Consider the following 18,813-nt stretch of genomic DNA (forward strand, 5'->3'; position numbering starts at 1 on the left):
CGGGGGCAGCGGAGCGGTGATCACGTGAAGGCCGGACGGGAGCGTCCCGGCGGTCGGGCGGGCCGGCGTGTCATCGGGGAGCGGGACGTCGGCCGGGGCCCGCCAGCTCGAATAGACCACCGATCGGGGGAGCTTCTCGGTCGCGGCGGCCGCCCAGTCGGCGCTGAACAGCACCGGCATGGAATCGATGAGAGTCGCGAGGGCACGGTCGCCCGCCGTGGTGAGGAACTTGAGGATCTCCAGCTCGGGGTAGGTGCCCGGCGCCTCCCTGGTGGCCCAGATCCCGTCGATCCGGACGCCCTCGACGCTCTCCAGCGCGTGGACGAGATACTCCCGGGGAGCCGCGTCCGGCCAGTAGACGGTGAAGTCGTCCAGCGCCCGGCCGTCGCCCCGGTCGAGGACGATGACCTGGGTGATGTCCGCTCCGGCTGACCCGAGCGCGCGGGTGACCTGGCCAAGCGACCCTGGACGGTCCGGCAAGGCGATTCTCAGCCGCAGCAGCATGGTTACCTCCCCGAGCGCTAGAGTAACCGGACAAAAGCCCCACGTCCATGATCTTGTACGGCTCATGCCCCGCGGCAGGCGAAAATGGGCAGGTGAAAATCGGGACGTACGAGGTCTGGCCACCCGTGGTGCTCGCGCCGATGGCGGGCATCACCAACATCGGTTTCCGCAGGTTGTGCCGGGAGCAGGGCGGCGGGCTGTTCGTCTCCGAGATGATCACGTCGCGGGCGCTGGTGGAGCGGGTGCCGCTGACCTTCCAGATGATCCGCTTTGGCGCGGAGGAGACGCCGCGGAGCATCCAGCTCTACGGGGTCGATCCCGTCATCATCGGCAAGGCGGCCAGGATGATCGCGGAAGAGGACCTGGCCGACCACATCGACCTCAACTTCGGCTGCCCGGTGCCCAAGGTCACCAGGAGGGGCGGCGGGTCGGCTCTGCCGTACAAGCGGAACCTGCTGCGCGCGATCCTCAGGGAGGCCGTCAGGAACGCCGGGCCGCTGCCGGTGACGATCAAGATGCGCAAGGGCATCGACGACGACCACCTGACTTACCTGGACGCGGGCCGGATCGCCGTCGAGGAGGGCGTCGCCGCCGTCGCGCTGCACGCCCGTACGGCCAGGCAGCACTACGGCGGCACGGCCGACTGGGACGCGATCAAGCGGCTCAGGGACGCCGTGCCGGAGATCCCGGTGCTCGGCAACGGCGACATCTGGAGCGCCGACGACGCGCTCCGCATGGTCGCGGAGACCGGCTGCGACGGTGTGGTCATCGGGCGGGGATGCCTGGGCCGCCCCTGGCTGTTCCGCGACCTGGACCTGGCCTTCGAGGGTGCGGCCGAGCGGACCAGGCCCTGCCTCGGCGAGGTGGGGGCGATGATGTTCCGCCACGCCGAGTTGCTGTGCGAGGTCATCGGGAGCGAGCCGCACGGTCTGGCCGACTTCCGCAAGCACGTGGGGTGGTACCTGAAGGGGTTCGTGATCGGCGCGGAGACCCGCCGGGCCCTCACCACCGTCACGAGCCTGGCCGAGCTCCGCGAGCGCGTCGGGGAGCTGGACCAGGACCAGCCGTGGCCCGCGGAGGCCGACGGCCCGCGCGGCAAGAGCGGCGAGCGCTCGAAGGTCGCGCTGCCGCACGGCTGGCTGGACGACCCGGACGAGATGGCCGCCCTCGACGCGGAGGACGCCACCTCGGGTGGCTAGAGGCGGTTGAAGGCCGTGACGTGGAGGACGGCGGTGCCCTCCTCGTCGGAGGCGGCCAGGTCGACCTCGGCGCTGATCCCCCAGTCGTGGTCGCCGGCCGGGTCCTCGATGACCTGGCGGACCCGCCACAGCTCCTTCTCCTCCTCGATGAGCAGGAGCGCGGGGCCGCGGGCGGCGGGGCCGGTGCCGATCTCCTCGTGCTCGTCGTAGTACGCGTCGAGGGCGGCCGCCCAGTCCACGTCCGGGTAGAGCTCGACCAGCTCCTCCTCGCGGTCGAGGGCGGCCAGCTCCACCATGCGGAACATCGCGTTGCGGACGAGCACCCGGAAGGCCCGGGCGTTGGCGGTGACCGGCCGGATGCGGGTCTCCAGCTCGTCGCGGGCCTCCAGGGCCTCGGACGGGTTGGCCAGCTTCTCCCACTCGTCGATCAGGCTGGAGTCGACCTGGCGGACCAGCTCGCCCAGCCACTCGATGAGGTCGATCAGGTCGTCGCTCTTGAGATGCTCGGGGACCGTCTTGGACAGCGTGCGGTACGCGTCGGCCAGGTAGCGCAGCACCGTGCCCTCGGAACGGGCCAGCTCGTAGAACTGGATGTACTCGGTGAAGGTCATCGCCCGCTCGTACATGTCGCGGACGATGGTCTTGGGGCTCACGACGTGGTCGCCCACCCACGGGTGCCCCTGCCGGTAGGTCTCGTACGCCCCGAACAGCAGGTCGGCCAGCGGCATCGGATACGTCACCTCGGCGAGAAGCTCCATCCGCTCCTCGTACTCGATCCCGTCGGCCTTCATCTGCGCGACGGCCTCGCCGCGCGCCTTGTTGAGCTGGGCGTGCAGGATCTGCCGGGGGTCGTCGAGCGTCGACTCGACGATCGAGACGATGTCCAGCGCGTACGTCGGGGACTCCGGATTGAGCAGCTCGAACGTCGCCAGGGCGAACGTGGACAGCGCCTGGTTGAGCGCGAAGTCCTCCTGGAGGTCCACGGTCAGCCGAGCCCTGCGGCCGTGCTCGTCGGGCTCACTGAGCGTCTCGACGATCCCTCCGGCGAGCAGCGACCGGTAGATCGCGATCGCGTGGCTGATGTGCCGGCGCTGGGCCTTGCGGTCCTCGTGGTTGTCGGTGAGCAGCCGCTTCATCGCCTGGAAGCAGTCCCCGGGCCGGTTGATGATCGACAGGAGCATGGCGTTGCTGACCTTGAACCGGGAGGTCAGCGGCTCCGGCTCGGCCGTCTGCAGCTTCTCGAACGTGTCCTCGCTCCAGCCGACGAAGCCCTCCGGCGGTTTCTTCCGGGCGTAGCCTCGCCGCCTCTTGGGATCGTCGCCGATCTTGGCCAGGGCCCGCTCGTTCTCGATGACGTGGTCGGGCGCCTGACAGACGACATAGCCGACCGTGTCGAAGCCCGCCCGCCCCGCCCGGCCGGCGATCTGGTGGAACTCCCGGGCGCGCAGCCGCCGCACCCGGTTGCCGTCGAACTTCGACAGCGCCGTGAACAGCACCGTGCGGATCGGGACGTTGACCCCCACGCCGAGGGTGTCCGTCCCGCAGATGACCTTCAGCAGCCCCGCCTGGGCCAGCCGCTCCACCAGGCGGCGGTATTTCGGCAGCATCCCGGCGTGGTGGACGCCGATGCCGTGCCGTACGAGCCGCGACAGGGCCCGGCCGAACCGCGTGGTGAACCGGAAGTTCCCGATGAGTGAGGCGATGGCCTCCTTCTCGGCCTTGGAGGCCATGTTGATGCTCATCAGCGCCTGGGCCCGCTCCATCGCGGCCGCCTGGGTAAAGTGGACCACGTAGACCGGGGCCTGCTGGGTGGACAGCAGTTCCTCCAGCGTCTCGTGCAGCGGCGTCACCCGGTAGGAGTAGATCAGCGGCACCGGCCGCTCGGCGTTCTTGACCACCGCCGTCTGGCGGCCCGTCCGGCGGGTGAGGTCCTTCTCGAAGCGCTCGACGTCGCCCAGCGTGGCCGACATCAGCACGAACTGGGCCTGCGGGAGCTCCAGCAGCGGCACCTGCCACGCCCACCCGCGGTCGGGCTCGGCGTAGAAGTGGAACTCGTCCATGATCACGGTGCCGACGTCGGCGTCCGCGCCATCCCGCAGGGCGATCTGGGCGAGGATCTCGGCGGTGCAGCAGATGATCGGCGCGTCCGAGTTGACCGAGGCGTCGCCGGTCATCATGCCGACGTTCTCCGTGCCGAAGAGCGCGCACAGGTCGAAGAACTTCTCCGACACCAGGGCCTTGATGGGAGCGGTGTAGAAGCTCACCTCGTCTCTGGCCAGCGCCGCGAAGTGGGCGCCGGCGGCGACGAGGCTCTTCCCCGAGCCCGTGGGCGTCGAAAGGACGACGTTGTTGCCGGAGACGACCTCGATCAGCGCCTCCTCCTGCGCCGGGTACAGCGTGAGCCCCCGCTCGGCGTTCCAGGCCACGAACGCCTCGAACAGCGAGTCGGGCTCGGAGTCAGTGGGGAGGTGCCGGATGAGGCTCATGCTTTCGCTCACCCCCCTATCCTGCCGAAGCGATCGGAGTGTTCGGACCGACGCGCGGGAGCATGGGCGTGGCGGAGCGAGAAGTGCCAGGTCAAAGCCACAGACTAGGTCTCATGGGGGAGAAGCGCGCCCGGTTCTCGGGGTGGATCGTCGACGCGCTGCTCGCCTGCGCCGTGCTCGCCTACGCGATCCCGCCGGCGCTGACGGGCCGGCCGTTCTCATGGTTCCTTTCCTGGTGGCCCGTGCCGCCGTGGGTCGCTGTCTGGGTCGCTGTCTGGGTCGCGGTCCTGTCCGCGGTCGCCGCGGCCCTCAGCATGCTGGCACGGCGGCGCACGGCATGGCCCTCGATCGTCGCCTCGCTCCTCTGCCTCGCCCTCGCCGGACAGGGCGTGGCGGTCACCATCGCCGCCTACTCGATGACGGCCGAGGGCACCGTCCGCCGGTGGCGGCTGACCGCGGCCGTCATGACCGCGGCCTACCTGGTGCTCGACCACCTGGGCCCGAGCCCGGACGGCCTCCTCGTCCTCAGCGCCGTGCGCGCCGTCACGCTGGTCTCCGTGCCCGCGGTGATCGGGACATGGGTGCGAGGATGCCGCACGACGCTGGCGGGGGTATGGCAACGCGAGGAGCAGGCCGCGTCGCGGGAGCGCCGCCGCATAGCGGGGGAGATGCACGACACCGTGACGCACGCCGTCACCGTCATGGTGCTCAACGCGGGCCTCATCCAGGACACCCAGGACCTGGGCGAGATCCGGCGGCTCGCCAGGAGCATCGAGGACAAGGGCGTGCGGGCGCTGACCGAGCTCCGCGAGGTGCTGACCGTGCTGCACCGCAGGGACATGCCCGCGTCCGCCGAAGGGCTGGAGGCGATCCCGCAGCTCGTGGCGGAGGGCAACGCGACCGGCCTCAAGTGCAGCCTTCATCTCGACGTCCCCGAGGGGACGGTCGCCAGGGAATCCGCGCACGCCTGCTACCGGGTGGTCCAGGAAGGGCTCAACAACGTGCGCAAGCACGCTCCCGCGTCCGAGGTGCGGATCACCTGCGAGGCCCGCGACGACATGGTGACGGTGGCGGTGGTGAACAGCGCCGAAGGGCGGCTCCGGCCGTACCCCGCCGCTCCGCGGATCGGGTCAGGGTACGGGCTGGTCGGCCTGAAGGAGCGGGTCAACCTCGTCGGAGGCTGGCTCGCCTCGGGGCGGACGCCGGAGGGAGGCTTCGCGCTCACGGCCCGCATCCCCTGTCACCCACCGGACGGGGAGCGGTAGGCGCTGAGGGCCTTGAGCCTCCGGAGGGCCTCGTGCGAGCGCGAGCCCGGCACCGGCGCGTAGATCACCACCCGCTGGTCGCGGTCCGGTACGTGGAGCACCTGGCAGTCCACGTCTATCGGGCCGACGACGGGATGGACGAGCCGCTTGCGCTGGTCCCTGCGGACCTCCACGTCATGGGAGGCCCACAGCTCGGCGAAGGGCGGGCTGCACGCCAGCAGCTCGGCCACCAGGTCCCGGATGCCCTTGTCGTCGGGATAGCGTCCCGCCGCCGCCCGGAGGTCCCGGACCGCGGAGCGGGCGAACCGGCCCCGTTCCTCGTCGCACAGGTGCTGCTCCAGGTCGGGGGAGCGGAACATCCACCGGATCACGTTGAGGTCCTCGCGGGGCACCGTGTCCAGGTCGCCCAGCAACGCGCCGGCCACGCGGTTCCACGCCAGGATGTCGTACTTCGCGTCGAGCACGTACGCCGGGACGTCCTCCAGGCCCTCCAGCATGTTGAGGACGCCGCTCGGCACGTCCCTTCTCGGGCCCGAGGCCGGCGCCGGGGTCTCTCCGGCGAGTCTGATCACCGGTGCCAACAAGGGAATCGGCTACGAGATCGCCAGAGGGCTCATCGCCGAGGGCGTCACGGTCCTCGCCGGGGCCCGCGACCCGGGCAGGGGCGAGGAGGCCGCCGCCCGGCTCGGTGCCCGGTTCATCCAGGTCGACGTGACCTCGCCCGAGTCGGTGGCCGCGGCAGCCAAGCGGATCGAGGAGGAGTACGGCACGCTCGACATCCTCGTCAACAACGCCGGCATCGCGCTGGGCGGCCCGTCGGCGAGCCAGACGCCGGTCGACATGACCCGGACCGTCTACGAGACCAACGTCTTCGGCGTCATCTCCGTGACCAACGCCATGCTGCCGCTCCTGCGCCGGTCGCCCGCGGCGAGGATCGTGAATGTGTCGAGCGAGGTGGGCTCCCTTGGGCTGACCACCGACCCGGAGAGCCCGTTCTACTCGCTCATAGGGATCGCCTACCAGTCGTCCAAGAGCGCGCTCAACATGATCACCGTGTGCTACGCCAAGGAGTTCGCCGATATGAAGATCAACGCGTGTAATCCCGGCTACTGCGCGACGGATCTCAACGCGCACTCCGGCTTCCGGACGGCCGCGCAGGGCGCCGCCGTCGCCGTACGGCTGGCCCTGCTGGGCGCCGACGGCCCCACCGGGGCGTTCCTCGGGGACGAGGGGCCCCTGCCCTGGTAGTCACAGACCGAGGTCCTCGATCTCCTTGAGCAGCGCGGAGCGGGAGTCGCCGGTCGCGGCCTTCGGGGCCTCGGCGGGGCGGCGGTCCCGGAACAGGTAGCCGCCCACGATCCCGCCGACGAAGCCGAAGACGTGGGCCTGCCAGCCGATCCCCTCGGCCGGCAGGAGCCCCGCGAACTGGTAGGCGAAGCACAGTCCCATGACCAGGCCGATGACGATGTCGATCAGGTGCCGGTCGAAGGCCCCGCGCACCAGCACGTAGCCGAAGTAGCCGAACACCAGCCCGCTCGCCCCCGCCCCGATGGCGGAGGAGTCGGCGGTGAACCAGGACCCCAGCCCGCTGGCGAGGGCGATGAGCCCGGTCACGCCGAGGAACTTCCGCACGCCTCGATAGGCCGCCAGGAACCCGAAGATGAACAGCGGGCCCGAGTTGCCCTCGATGTGGGCCCAGCTCCAGTGGAGCAGCGGCGCGGAGACGATGCCCGGCAGCCGGTCGACGTCCCACGCCCTGATGCCGTAGTGATAGCTGAGCCCGTAGCCGTCGGCCCAGTTCACGATCTGGACGACCCAGATGAGCCCCAGGAAGCCGACCATCACCCAGAACGCCTTCCGGGCCTCGGCGATCATGATTTCGGCGGTGCGCCCGTCGGTCACCTCACGAAAGATATCCGCGCGGGCGGACGCGCGCTAGACGCGTTCGAGTACGACCACCGGGATCTCGCGGGAGGTCTTCTTCGTGTACGCGTCGTAGTCGGGCCAGGCGGCCGTCATCGTCCGCCACATGTCCGGCTTCTCCTCCGGCGTGGCCGTACGGGCCCTGGCCCGGAACCTCTCACCCTTGATCTGCAGCTCGACCTCGGGGTCGGCCTGGAGGTTCAGGTACCACAGCGGCGGATCGTCGGATCCGCCCTTGGAGGCGACGACCAGGTAGGCGTCGCCGTACGGCCGGTAGATCAGCGGGGTGCTGCGCTTCTGCCCCGACTTGCGGCCGGTCGTCGTGAGGATCGCGACGGTGGTGCCCTGCCAGTCGTGGCCCTCCTCGCCGCCGGTCTCGACGTAACGCCTGACGTGTTCCTGTCCGAAAAGCATGTCGGTCACCTACCCTTTCGGCGAGCGTCAACCGCAGGAGGCGTCGATCAATTCCATGGCGACGTTCAGCGCGGCCTCGGCCCGCTCCTCGTCGGTCACGTCCTCGTCGGGCACCACGAACCAGACGGCGTGCAAGGTGAACAGCGCCATGGAGCGCTTCAGCCGGATGGTCAGCGGGTCGCCGGGCTCGCACAGCACGTCGAGGAGCGCGGTTATCCGGTCGCGCATCGCCTCCGCCTTGGTGTGACCGCGCATCGCGGTCTGGTTGCGTTCCATGAAACGCATGACCTCGTGATGGCGGCCCCGGGTCATGTCGGCGGAGTAGCGCCGGATGATCTCCCGCCTGGCCTCCTCCGTCCGAGGCTGCACCTTCGCCCAGTCGATCAGCGCGTCCAGGGCCTCCATCCGGTCGTCCATGAGGCTGGCGACGATGTCGTCCTTGGTCTTGAAGTGGTAGTAGAGCGCGGCCTTGGTCACCCCGAGGGCTTCGGCGATCTCGCGCAGGGAGGTCGCCTCGTATCCCTGCTCCGTGAACAGCCTGATAGCGACCTCCTGGATGCGGGTCCGCGTATCGGTTTGTGCGCCCATGGTGGATTGTCCCTTAATTGGCTTGACGGCCGGCAAGTAAGGACTATACCGTGTCCCGATGCACTAGCCGGTCGGCAAGTAAGTTGTTCTCAAGGGGGCCCCACATGACGGAGACCGCGACCGCGACCGCGCCAAAGCGGTCGAGGGAAGTAATGATCGTACTGCCGGGCCTGATGCTGGCGATGATGCTGGCGATGCTCGACAACATGATCGTCGGTACGGCGATGCCGAGGATCGTCGGCGAGCTCAACGGCCTGGAGTACTTCACCTGGGTGACCACGGCATATGTCCTGGGCACCACGGTATCGACCCCGATCTGGGGCAAGCTCGGCGACCTCTACGGCCGCAAGAACATCTTCCTCGGGTCGATCGTCCTCTTCCTCGTCGGCTCCGCGCTCTGCGGCATGGCCGGCTCGTCCATGTTCGGCGGCACGGCGAACGGCATGACGGAGCTCATCGCCTTCCGCGCCCTCCAGGGTCTCGGCGCCGGCGGCCTCATGGTCAACGTGATGGCGATCATCGGCGACCTGGTTCCGCCCCGCGAGCGTGGCCAGTACCAGGGCATCATGGCGGCGATGATGTCGCTCGCCATGATCGCGGGCCCGCTCGCCGGTGGCTTCATCACCGACCACCTGAACTGGCGCTGGGCGTTCTACGTCAACCTGCCCCTCGGCGGCGTCGCGCTCCTGTGGCTGGTGCTCAAGCTGCACCTCCCCAAGTACCGCACCGAGCACCGCATCGACTGGCTCGGGGCCGGCGTTCTGACCGTCGGCATCACCGCGCTCGTGCTGATCACCTCGTGGGGCGGCCAGGCGCACGGCTACCCGTGGGGCTCGTGGCAGATCCTGGGGCTGGCGGCCGTGGCGGTGGTCGCGCTCGGGCTCTTCATCCCGATCGAGCGGCGGGCGGCCGAGCCGGTCATGCCGCTGCACGTGTTCCGCGACCGCAACTTCTCGCTGATCTCGCTGGTCGGCTTCCTGCTCGGCTTCGCGATGTTCGGCGCGATCAGCTTCATGCCGCTGTTCCAGCAGACCGTCCAGGGCGCGTCGGCGACCAACTCCGGCCTGCTCCTGCTGCCGATGATGGCCTCGATGATGGTCGTGTCGCTGTTCGTCGGCAGGGCGATCACCCAGACGGGCAAGTACAAGATCTACCCGGTTGTCGGCGGCGTGATCATGGCCGTCGGCATGTGGCTGCTGTCGCTCCAGGACGTCAACACCCCCGTCTGGCAGACCGGCGTGTTCATCGCCGTGCTGGGCCTCGGCATGGGCTTCCTGATGCAGACGAGCATGCTGATCGCGCAGAACAGCGTCGAGCAGAAGGACCTCGGCGTGGCCAGCAGCGCCTCGACGTTCTTCCGGTCGATCGGCGGTTCGTTCGGCGTCTCCCTGTTCGGCGCGATCTTCAACAACCACCTGGTGTCGGGTCTCACCGAGAGGTTCGGCGAGAAGGCCGCCCACGCGATCACCTCGGGCGGCGGCCAGATGAACCCGGCGGCCCTCGATCACCTGCCGCCGCAGATCAAGACAGGGTTCCTGGAGTCGCTCGCCAACGCGATCAGCTCGGTCTTCGGCTGGGCCGTCCTGTTCGCCGTGCTGGTCCCGCTGATCGCGGCCTTCATCAAGGAGATCCCGCTCCGGGGCGGCGCGACCTCCCCGAGTGAGAACCTCGAATCGGTGTCCGCCTCCTTCGAGTGACCCCGGCCCTGTACGGCTTACGCCCCCGCGCGGGCGTAAGCCGTACAGGTCGTTCAGGCGGGCCTTTCCACCCGGTCGCCGGACCAGTCGGTGTGGAAGGAGCCGTCCCGGTCGACGCGCCGATAGGTGTGGGCGCCGAAGTAGTCCCGCAGGCCCTGCAGGAGCGCCGCCGGGAGGCGGTCCCTGCGCAGGCCGTCGTAGTACGCCAGGGCCGACGAGAACCCGGGCGTCGGGACGCCGATGGTGGCCGCGGTCGCCACGACGCGGCGCCAGGAGTCCTGGGCCAGGGCGAGCGCGGCGGAGAACGTGGGATCGACCAGCAGCGTCGGCAGGCCGGGGTCGGCGTCGTAGGCCGACCGGATCCGGTCGAGGAACCGCGCCCTGATGATGCAGCCGCCGCGCCAGATCGTGGCCATCGCCCCAAGGTCGATGTCCCAGCCGTACTCCTTGCTCGCCGCCGCCATCTGGTCGAACCCCTGGGCGTAGGCGACGATCTTCGAGGCGTACAGCGCCCGGCGCACGTCCTCGACGAAGTCCCCGTCCTGGGCGGCCGCGTGCGGACCGGCGAGCGACCGCGCGGCGGCGCGCTGCTCGGGGTGGCCGGACAGGGCTCGGGCGAACACCGCCTCGGCGATGCCGGTCACCGGGATGCCGAGGTCGAGCGCGCTCTGCACCGTCCAGCGGCCGGTGCCCTTCTGCTCGGCCTGGTCGACGATGACGTCCACGAACGGCGTGCCGGTCTCCGCGTCGGTGTGACCGAGCACCTCGGCGGTGATCTCGATGAGGTACGACTCGAGCTCGCCCTCGTTCCACTCGCGGAAGACGTCGGCCAGCTGCGCCGGGGTGAGCGCGAGCGCCTGCCTGAGCAGGTCGTAGGACTCCGCTATGAGCTGCATGTCGGCGTACTCGATGCCGTTGTGCACCATCTTCACGAAGTGGCCGGCGCCGTCCGGGCCCACGTGGACGCAGCACGGCGTCCCACCGACCTTGGCGGCGATGTCCTCCAGCAGCGGGCCGAGCGTCTTGTACGCCTCGGCGGCGCCGCCGGGCATGATGCTGGGCCCGTTGAGCGCCCCCTCCTCGCCGCCGGAGATGCCGGTGCCGACGAAGTGGATGCCGCGCGCCTTCAGCGCCTCCTCCCTCCGGCGGGTGTCCTCGAAGTTCGCGTTTCCGCCATCGATGATCATGTCGCCGGGCTCCATGCACGCGGCCAGCTCCTCGATCACCGCGTCGGTGGGCGCTCCGGCCTTGACCATGATGATCGCCTTGCGCGGCCGTTCGAGTGACGCGACGAACTCCTCGACCGAGCCGGACGGGATGAACACGCCCTCGTCCCGGTGGTCCTCCATGAACTGCGTGGTGCGGCTCTCGGTCCGGTTGTGGATCGCGACCACGTGGCCGTGATGGGCGAAGTTCCGGGCCAGGTTGCGCCCCATCGTCGCCAGACCGGTCACTCCGATATCTGCTTTGTCCATACCTGCGTTGTCCATATGCCTAGTCATATACCGTCCGCCTCGTCGGATGGGGCACCGGCTGTGCCATGGGGACGCGCGTCCCCATGGCCCGGCGCCCGCTCAGTATCCGTAGCCGCCCGAGTGCGAGTGCGACGGGGAGGCCGACGGGGACGGGGACGTCCCGGCGCCGGCCGGTCGGATCAGCCCGAGCAGGCCGTGCTGCGCCCTGCCGATCCCGGCCGAGAACCACAGCGCGTCCGTGCCGCCGTTCTGCGCCGTGCCGGGCTCCAGGTCCCACAGCCCCTCGATCGCGATGGCCGTGCCGTCCGTCTTGCGGAGTGGCCCGAGGTAGCGGCCGGTGCGCCGGTTGTACGCGTTGACCCAGCCGTCGCCGAAGTTGCCGACGAGGAGCGCCCCGGCGTAGGGGCCGAAGCCCTGGGGCGCGAGGGTCATCGCCCACGGCGCGTTGAGCGGGCCCCTGCTCGCGAACCGGCGCAGGTAACGGCCCCCGGGGCTGAACTGGCTGACGAAGCCCCTGCCCCGGCCCGCCACGGGCTTGCCCGTCCGCGGGTCGCGCTTGGCGTACGCGACGAAGACCGAGCCCCCGACCACCTCGACGTTGAAGGGGGAGTAGTCCGGCGGCAGGAACGGGTCCCGGAACTGGCGCCGCGTGAGCCGTACCCGGTCGAAGTCGTCGTCGAAGACGTGGATCCGGCCGTGCGAGAAGGACGGCGCCAGCAGGAACGTGCCGCGGTCGGTCTCCATGAGGGCCAGCCCCTTGTAGTCGGCGCCCCGGGTGAAGGCGCCGATGACGGCGTGGTTGGGGTCCGCCTTGGCGCTCCAGGCGGTGATCGCGCCGCTGGGGCTGGAGAAGATGAACGACGCCGGGGCCGTCCCGAGCTTTCCCTTGATGGTGAAGTTCTCGCCGGTGTAGAACACCTGGCCGGTGGGGGTGCCGCCGGGGATCCACACCTGCGTGGGGGCCTTCTTCACGGTCCCCGCGCCGCCCGTGTAGACGGTGGCGCCGCCGGTGCCCGCGTCGGACACCCACAGGGTCGCGCCCATGGCGAGGCCCCACGGATTGATCAGCTTGGGGTCCGTGACGGCGGCCTTGCCCGCGACGTCCGAGACCAGATCGACCTCGGTGAACCTGGCCGGCGGGCTGGAATACGCGGGGACCGCGCCGACGAGTGTCAGCGCGAGCGGCGCGGCGCAGAGCGTGACGATACGTGCCCGCATGGGGTCTCCTCTATGGACGGTGCGTCGGCATGCCCTTACGCCGGGAGATACGCCGTCCCACTCCGGAGGGTTCACCCGAGCCGGCACAGCCGGTTGGCACAAGGGGAGGCAAGGTAGTGTGCCGCGTCACATATGATGACGGAAACCTGTAAACCCGACGGGTTTTGTATAGAGATGGCACTCTGAGGCGAGTGAGGCTTGGTGTCCTCCGCGATCCCTGTTATGAGGAGAGCCTAGAGCCGGTCCTCTTGGCCGAGGTCCGGGCCGTCCCCATCGTCATTATGTGGAGAAGATCGACGTGTTCATACCGCAGCCGGAACGGTCAGTCGTCGCGGTTCCCCCACCCGGAGACGGGCCCGGGTTCTGGTCCGGGGCGCCCAGCGCCGTGAGCAAGGACGGGTGGATCTACCTCGCCTACCGGCTGCGCCGCCCGATCGGCGAGGGCAGGGGATACGCGGTCGAGGTGGCGAGATCGGCCGACGGGGAGCACTTCGAGACCCTGCTCACGATCACCAAAGAGGACATGAAGACGGAGTCGCTGGAGCGACCCACCCTCGTGGTAACCCCGGAGGGCGTCTGGCGGCTGTACCTGAGCTGCGCGACGTACGGCACCAAGCACTGGCGGGTGGAGGTCATCGAGGCCGCCGACCCCGCCTCCTTCGACCCCGGCGACGCGCGCGTGGTCCTGCCCGGAGACCTCAAGACCGGCGTCAAGGATCCCGTGATCGTGCACCACGACGGCCTGTGGCACCTGTGGGCGTCCTGCCACCCGCTCGACGACCCCCAGGAAGCCGACCAGATGGTCACCGACTACGCGACCAGCGTCGACGGGATCGAATGGTCGTGGCAGGGGACCGCCCTCGACCGGCGGCCCGGCGCGTGGGACTCCCGCGGCGTGCGCGTCAGCGCGGTGAGCTTCACCGGCGAGACCGTGATCGCCTACTACGACGGCAGGGCGTCGGCCGAGGAGAACTACGAGGAGCGCACGGGCGTCGCGATCGGCCCGGACCCGTCGACGCTGACGGCGACCGGGACGGAACCCGCCGCCCAGTCGGCGCACGGCGGGCTGCGCTATCTCGACATCGTCCCCGTCCAGGGCGGCCACCGGCTCTACTACGAGCTGACCCGGCCCGACGGCGCGCACGAACTGCGCACCGAGCTACGCTGACCGGCCTCTCGGGCGGCCGTTGCGGGCCTGCCGCTGGCCGGAGGGCCGGCTGCCCACGAGGCCGCCCGACCTCTCGCGGGGCCGGAGCCAGTCGCTGAAGTCCTCGTCCGTCACGTCCTGCAGGACTGCGATGTCGGCGGCGAAGTAGGACAGCAGCTCCTGCCGTTCCGGCCAGGTCAGCGGCCGGCGCGCGCGGCCCTCCCGCTGGAGGACCCGTTCGAGCGGCGCCGTGAGCCGCTGCCCCAGCACCCGGTCGCCCAGCCGTACGAGCTGGGAGAGGACCTCGTGGCGGCGGCTCTCCGGGGGGTGGGCCGTGACGTTCTCCTTGGGCACCTCGCCGACCAGGCCCCGCTCGACGCCGAGGAACCCGCAGATGCGGTCCAGCGTGTCGGCCGGGCGGTCCACCAGGTCGCGGTAGCGGAACAGGAGCACCTGCTCGCGCGGGAAGAGGGTGAACAGGTGCCGCAGCTGCTCGCCGTACCGGCCGAGGCCGATGTAGTGCCAGAACGGAGCCCAGCCCGCCGCGACGCGGCGCTTCTCCTCCGCGCAGGCCTGGATCACGTCGCCGATGGGCTCCAGGCCGGCGGACCACAGGTGGGTCCAGTTCGAATGCGCCCGCTCCACGGGGTCACGCAGCGACACGATGAGCTTGGCGCCGGGGACCGTCTCCCGGATCCGCCGCTGGGCGGCCAGGTCGTAGAGGTAGAAGGGCGTCGACTCGCCGCGGAGCGTCCCCGGGGGGGCGTCCTCGAACAGCGCCTCGTAGTCATCCCGCCGCCACACGTGCTCACGGTAGGTCTCGGCGTCGCCCGGACCGCCCCTGGCCGGCGGCGGCCCATCGGTGAGGAAGAACTTCGGTTCCTTGACGGCCGACAGGTAAAGCCCCGGATGGCGGGCCAAGGCGGCGTGCAGGGCAGTGGTGCCGGCTTTCGGCACTCCGATCACCAGGAAGTCGGGCAGGGCCATGGCCATCCTCCGCCACTTCTTCTCGGGGCCACTCGTTCTAGGCCACTTTTCCTACAAGATTAGTATGAAATGCTACCTCCTGCGTAGAATTCCATCACAGATGATGTACCACCCCGGTCAGGGCCCTATCCGGGGCCTCGCCCGGGGGGTCGCCCCCGTCGCTCAGCCGCTCAGGAGGGCGGGCCGTGCCGCTGAGCGAGTCGTCCCGCACCGGCCCCTGAGGGTCTCGAGCCAGATCTCGAACCAGACCTCGTTCCGGCCGCCCTCTCGGACGATTCCCCACCGGTCGGACAGCGCGTCCAGCAGCGGGAGGCCCCGCCCGCTGGAGCCGTTCGGCACGGCGTGGCCCGCGCAGGGCGGTCTGGCGGACCCGTCGTCCTGCACGCAGATCCGCACCCGGTCCGGCAGGCAGGACACGGTGATGGTGAAGGTGCCGCCATCGCCCGACCGCGAGTGGATGACCGCGTTGGTGACGATCTCGCTGGTCAGCAGCACGCAGTCGTCGTGCCGTGGATGGTCGCGGCCCAGCGTCGCCGACACCAGCCTGCGCGCCCGCCCGACCTGCACCCGTCCGCCGGCGAGCCGCGCCACGCGGTTCCCCGCGCCGTCCCCCAAGATCTCCATGTAAGACAGGACGCCCGCCCGTCAACCCGAGATGTCACGAGAAAGTAGGAGTGTGCTTGCCTGGCGGATCGGGAATGCCATGCCGCCGGTAAATGTCTGATGAGACGTGACGGAATCCCAGGGAACCCTGTCGGGCCGGACCGCGTGGGTGCGGCGTTTCGACACGCCTCTGCGCGAGTTCCTCCGCACCGAGACCGGCAGCGCCGCCATCCTCCTCGCCGCCACGCTGGCCGCCCTGGCGTGGGCCAACATCGACCTCCGGTCGTACGAGGCCCTCTGGGGGACGGGGCTGTCGATCCGCCTCGGCGGCTGGGGCCTGTCCCAGGACCTGCGGCACTGGGTCAACACCGGGCTGATGACGTTCTTCTTCCTGGTCGTGGGGCTGGAGGCAAGGCGCGAGTTCGACATGGGCGAGCTGCGCGACCGCCGGCGGCTGGCGCTCCCGCTCGTGGCCGGGGTCGGCGGCATGATCGTCCCCGTCGCGATCTACCTTCTGTTCAACGCCGGCCTGCCGTCCGTGCACGGCTGGGGCGCCGCGATGTCGACGGACACGGCGTTCGCCCTCGGGATGCTCGCCCTGGTGGCGAGGCGGCTCCCCGCCCGCGCGCACACCTACATGCTCACCGTCACCGTCGTGGACGACCTCGTCGCGCTGTGCGTGATCGCGATCTTCTACAGCGAGCACGTGCGGCCGCTCGCGCTTCTCGCCGCGACCGGGATCTTCGCCGTGGTCCTCCTCGTCCGGTCCCTCGGCGTACGGCAGGGCATCGTGTACGCACTGCTCGGGGTGGCGGCCTGGGTGGCGCTGTTCAAGTCGGGCGTGGAGCCGGTCGTGCTCGGCCTGGCCATGGGGATGGTGGCCTACGCGTCCCCGGCGGCGCGCGGCGACCTGGAGCGTGCGACCGACCTGTTCCGGCTCTTCCGCGAGCAGCCGACCCCCGAGCTGGCCAGATCGGCGGGTGTGGGGCTGGCCCGGGCTCTCTCGCCGAACGACCGGCTCCAGCAGATCTACCACCCGTGGACGAGCTATCTGATCGTGCCCCTTTTCGCATTGTCGAACGCGGGGGTCGCGATCAGCGGCGACTTCCTGTCGCGGGCCCTCACCTCACCCATCACGCTGGGAATCGTGCTGGCCTACGTCGTGGGCAAGCCGATCGGGATCATCGGGTCGAGCTGGCTCGTCACCCGCCTGACCCGGGGCGGCGTGCGGCCACCCGTCGGCTGGGCGGCCGTCGCGAGCGGCGGCACGATCGCCGGGATCGGCTTCACCGTCTCCCTGCTGATCGCCACCCTCGCCTTCAGCGGGGAGCGGCTGGAGGAGGCCAAGTTCGGCATTCTGGCGGCGGCGCTGCTGGCGTCGGTGCTGACCTGGATCCTCTCCCGCGCCATCGCCCTGCTGCCGCCCCTGGTGCGGACCCGGGCGGTGCTCGGCACCGCCGAGAGCATCATCGACCTCGCCGCTCCCGTCGATCCGGAGCGCGACCACCTGCGGGGCCCGGACGAAGCGCTGGTGACCGTGGTCGAGTACGGCGACTTCGAGTGCCCCTACTGTGGCATGGCGGAGCCGGTCGTGCGTGAGCTGCTCAGGGACTTCGGGGACGTCCGCTACGTCTGGCGGCACCTTCCGCTGCGCGACGTCCACCCCTCCGCGCAGCTCGCGGCGGAGGCGGCCGAGGCCGCGGCTGAGCAGGGCGCGTTCTGGGAGATGCACGACCTGCTGCTCGACCACCAGGGCGACCTTCTGCTTCCCGACCTCGTCGGCTACGCCGAGGGCCTGGGGCTCGACGTCGAGCGGTTCCGCCGGGACCTGGAGGACCACGTGGGAGCCGCCCGGATCGCCGAGGACATCGACTCCGCCGACATCAGCGGCGTCTCGGGCACGCCGACCTTCTTCGTGAACGGCCGGCGGCACCACGGCGCCTACGACATCACGACGCTCTCGGCCGCCGTGCGGGCGGCGAAGGCGCGAGCGATCCTGGTGTCGTAGGCGACCGGCGGGGGATCAGTGCTCCGCGGAGGAGCCGTTCACCGTCAGGACGCGCTCCGGCACCTCGATGGCGGGGAAGGTGCCCGTGTCGATGATGCCGTGCTCGTTGTACGCGGCCTCCAGCAGCGCGTGCGCCCGCGGCTCCAGCTTCCACAGGGCGCGGCACTCGCGGGCGGTGCTGAGCGGGATGCCGATCTCCTGGGCGATGTCGGCCGCCCGGGGGACGAACTTGCGCTCGATCTGCTGGTCCCAGTAGTCCCGGGCCGCCCGCACGAGTGCCGCGCGCTGGGCCGTGTCGACCGGGGCGGCGGGCTCCGCGACGCCCGAATCCTCCTCGTCGTCGTCATCGAGCATGGTGGCCCTGACGGCTCCCGAGGGCAGCGCCGGGGGAGCGGGCTCCGCCTCGGGCGCCCACGGCACCGGCGGGCTCAGGTCGATCAGCGCCGACGTGTTGTACAGCGCACCGATCTGCGACAGCAGCGCCTCCTGGCGCTTCTCGTCGATGGCGAGGCCGGTGTACTCCACCGCGCGGTCCATCGCCCGGTCGAGCTGGGCGAGGGCGGTCCGCATCTTGCGGTCCGACGCCCCGGCCTCGCGCAGCGCGCGGGCCTTCTTGGCCGCCAGCGCGACGCGGGTCAGCCTTCGATGGGCGTCCACCTCGCTCGCCGTGCGGTCGCTGGCCTCGGCGAGGCCGACGCGGACGAGCACCCGCTCGGGGGTCAGCCGCCAGTTGATCCGGGCACGGCCGGTGATGCGGTGCCGTTCGATCGCCATGCCGCGCTCCCACAGCCACGCGGCCACCAGCGGGGCCGCGAGCCGGAACAGCGCCTCGGCGACGCTGCGGGCGTCCATGCTCGACAGCACCGCCGACAGGCCGGTGAGCGCCCACACGGCGATGCCGTCGATGCCCGCCGAGTAGTTCTCCCGCATGTTGCGGCGGGCCCGCACGGCACTGGTGATCACGGCGACTTCGATGAACGCGAAGAGCAGCAGCCGCAGCGGCCCGTCGAATCCAAGCACGTCGCCGGAGAAGCGCCACATGCCCTGTGCGGACACGCCGGTCGCGATGCTAGCGGCGACGATGGTGAGGATGTCCTCGGCGGGGCGGTTGGCGGCGTAGCGGCGGAAGAGCTGGGTCGTGGCGCGGACGGCGGCGCGCAGGGCGACGTAGGCCAGGGCCAGGAGGACCAGGGCGAACACGCAGATGATGACTGTTCCGACCGGATGGGCCGACGCGAACGCGGTTATTTGATCAATAGGTGGCATCAGTCACTGGCTCTCGATGTCCGACGGGGATAT

General features: G+C 70.3%; 17 protein-coding genes. 6 read left to right on the forward strand and 11 right to left on the reverse strand.

All coding sequences use genetic code 11. The annotated features are described in order from the left end of the window. The coding region (locus N5079_RS33185) for an ACT domain-containing protein (protein WP_261588170.1) at positions 1 to 504 on the reverse strand (504 nt) is incomplete at its 3' end. A 92-nt stretch (positions 505 to 596) separates the two neighbouring features. Here N5079_RS33185 and dusB point away from each other — a divergent pair. Further along, the gene (dusB, locus tag N5079_RS33190) at positions 597 to 1,703 is read left to right on the forward strand and encodes a tRNA dihydrouridine synthase DusB (protein ID WP_261588171.1); all 1,107 of its coding nucleotides are present in this window, start codon (positions 597 to 599) and stop codon (positions 1,701 to 1,703) included. Here dusB and N5079_RS33195 read toward each other — a convergent pair. Beyond that, entirely contained in the window at positions 1,700 to 4,189 is a 2,490-nt protein-coding gene (locus tag N5079_RS33195) for a DEAD/DEAH box helicase (protein ID WP_261588208.1), read from the reverse strand. The genes dusB and N5079_RS33195 overlap by 4 nt on opposite strands. Before the next feature lie 113 nt (positions 4,190 to 4,302). Between N5079_RS33195 and N5079_RS33200 the strand changes: the two genes are divergently transcribed. Further along, the gene (locus N5079_RS33200; RefSeq protein ID WP_261588172.1) at positions 4,303 to 5,454 is read left to right on the forward strand and encodes a sensor histidine kinase; all 1,152 of its coding nucleotides are present in this window, start codon (positions 4,303 to 4,305) and stop codon (positions 5,452 to 5,454) included. Here N5079_RS33200 and N5079_RS33205 read toward each other — a convergent pair. Beyond that, complete coding sequence (locus N5079_RS33205) at positions 5,430 to 5,972, reverse strand: DNA-binding protein (RefSeq protein ID WP_261588173.1); 543 nt, start codon at positions 5,970 to 5,972, stop codon at positions 5,430 to 5,432. The genes N5079_RS33200 and N5079_RS33205 overlap by 25 nt on opposite strands. On the opposite strand from N5079_RS33205, the gene N5079_RS33210 reads away from it, so the two are divergent. Next, positions 5,950 to 6,702 carry an SDR family oxidoreductase gene (locus N5079_RS33210; RefSeq protein ID WP_261588174.1) on the forward strand — a complete coding sequence of 251 codons (753 nt, stop codon included), beginning with the start codon at positions 5,950 to 5,952 and terminating at the stop codon, positions 6,700 to 6,702. The genes N5079_RS33205 and N5079_RS33210 overlap by 23 nt on opposite strands. On the opposite strand, the gene N5079_RS33215 is transcribed toward N5079_RS33210, so the two are convergent. From N5079_RS33215 to N5079_RS33225, 3 genes are read right to left on the reverse strand one after another with little or no spacing between them, the layout of a single operon-like run. Then, positions 6,703 to 7,356 (reverse strand): rhomboid family intramembrane serine protease, encoded by a 654-nt coding sequence (locus N5079_RS33215; RefSeq protein ID WP_261588175.1) that lies wholly within the window; start codon positions 7,354 to 7,356, stop codon positions 6,703 to 6,705. A gap of 33 nt (positions 7,357 to 7,389) precedes the next feature. Further along, positions 7,390 to 7,791 carry a nitroreductase family deazaflavin-dependent oxidoreductase gene (locus N5079_RS33220; protein ID WP_261588176.1) on the reverse strand — a complete coding sequence of 134 codons (402 nt, stop codon included), beginning with the start codon at positions 7,789 to 7,791 and terminating at the stop codon, positions 7,390 to 7,392. A 27-nt stretch (positions 7,792 to 7,818) separates the two neighbouring features. Then, positions 7,819 to 8,379, reverse strand: a complete 561-nt coding sequence (locus N5079_RS33225) for a TetR/AcrR family transcriptional regulator (protein ID WP_261588177.1) — start codon at positions 8,377 to 8,379, stop codon at positions 7,819 to 7,821. A 104-nt stretch (positions 8,380 to 8,483) separates the two neighbouring features. Between N5079_RS33225 and N5079_RS33230 the strand changes: the two genes are divergently transcribed. Beyond that, positions 8,484 to 10,076: an MDR family MFS transporter gene (locus N5079_RS33230; RefSeq protein WP_261588178.1), complete on the forward strand. Its 1,593-nt coding sequence runs from the start codon at positions 8,484 to 8,486 to the stop codon at positions 10,074 to 10,076. A 53-nt stretch (positions 10,077 to 10,129) separates the two neighbouring features. Here N5079_RS33230 and gndA read toward each other — a convergent pair whose 3' ends face one another. Then, a complete protein-coding gene (gndA, locus tag N5079_RS33235; RefSeq protein WP_261588179.1) occupies positions 10,130 to 11,551 on the reverse strand; it encodes an NADP-dependent phosphogluconate dehydrogenase in 1,422 nt (473 codons plus the stop codon). Between the two features lie 99 nt (positions 11,552 to 11,650). Then, positions 11,651 to 12,769, reverse strand: a complete 1,119-nt coding sequence (locus tag N5079_RS33240; protein WP_261588180.1) for a TIGR03118 family protein — start codon at positions 12,767 to 12,769, stop codon at positions 11,651 to 11,653. Between the two features lie 283 nt (positions 12,770 to 13,052). On the opposite strand from N5079_RS33240, the gene N5079_RS33245 reads away from it, so the two are divergent. After that, positions 13,053 to 13,937, forward strand: a complete 885-nt coding sequence (locus tag N5079_RS33245; protein ID WP_261588181.1) for a hypothetical protein — start codon at positions 13,053 to 13,055, stop codon at positions 13,935 to 13,937. Here N5079_RS33245 and N5079_RS33250 read toward each other — a convergent pair. Beyond that, complete coding sequence (locus tag N5079_RS33250; protein WP_261588183.1) at positions 13,929 to 14,903, reverse strand: sulfotransferase family protein; 975 nt, start codon at positions 14,901 to 14,903, stop codon at positions 13,929 to 13,931. The genes N5079_RS33245 and N5079_RS33250 overlap by 9 nt on opposite strands. A gap of 162 nt (positions 14,904 to 15,065) precedes the next feature. Continuing rightward, positions 15,066 to 15,527: an ATP-binding protein gene (locus tag N5079_RS33255; RefSeq protein ID WP_261588184.1), complete on the reverse strand. Its 462-nt coding sequence runs from the start codon at positions 15,525 to 15,527 to the stop codon at positions 15,066 to 15,068. A gap of 106 nt (positions 15,528 to 15,633) precedes the next feature. Between N5079_RS33255 and nhaA the strand changes: the two genes are divergently transcribed. Continuing rightward, a complete protein-coding gene (gene nhaA / locus N5079_RS33260) occupies positions 15,634 to 17,514 on the forward strand; it encodes a Na+/H+ antiporter NhaA (RefSeq protein WP_261588185.1) in 1,881 nt (626 codons plus the stop codon). Positions 17,515 to 17,529: 15 nt separating this feature from the next. On the opposite strand, the gene N5079_RS33265 is transcribed toward nhaA, so the two are convergent. Beyond that, positions 17,530 to 18,780 (reverse strand): hypothetical protein, encoded by a 1,251-nt coding sequence (locus N5079_RS33265; protein WP_261588186.1) that lies wholly within the window; start codon positions 18,778 to 18,780, stop codon positions 17,530 to 17,532. Positions 18,781 to 18,813 lie beyond the last annotated feature (33 nt).

This window comes from Planotetraspora sp. A-T 1434 (assembly GCF_025420585.1).
In the GTDB taxonomy this organism is placed as follows: domain Bacteria; phylum Actinomycetota; class Actinomycetes; order Streptosporangiales; family Streptosporangiaceae; genus JAOEGB01.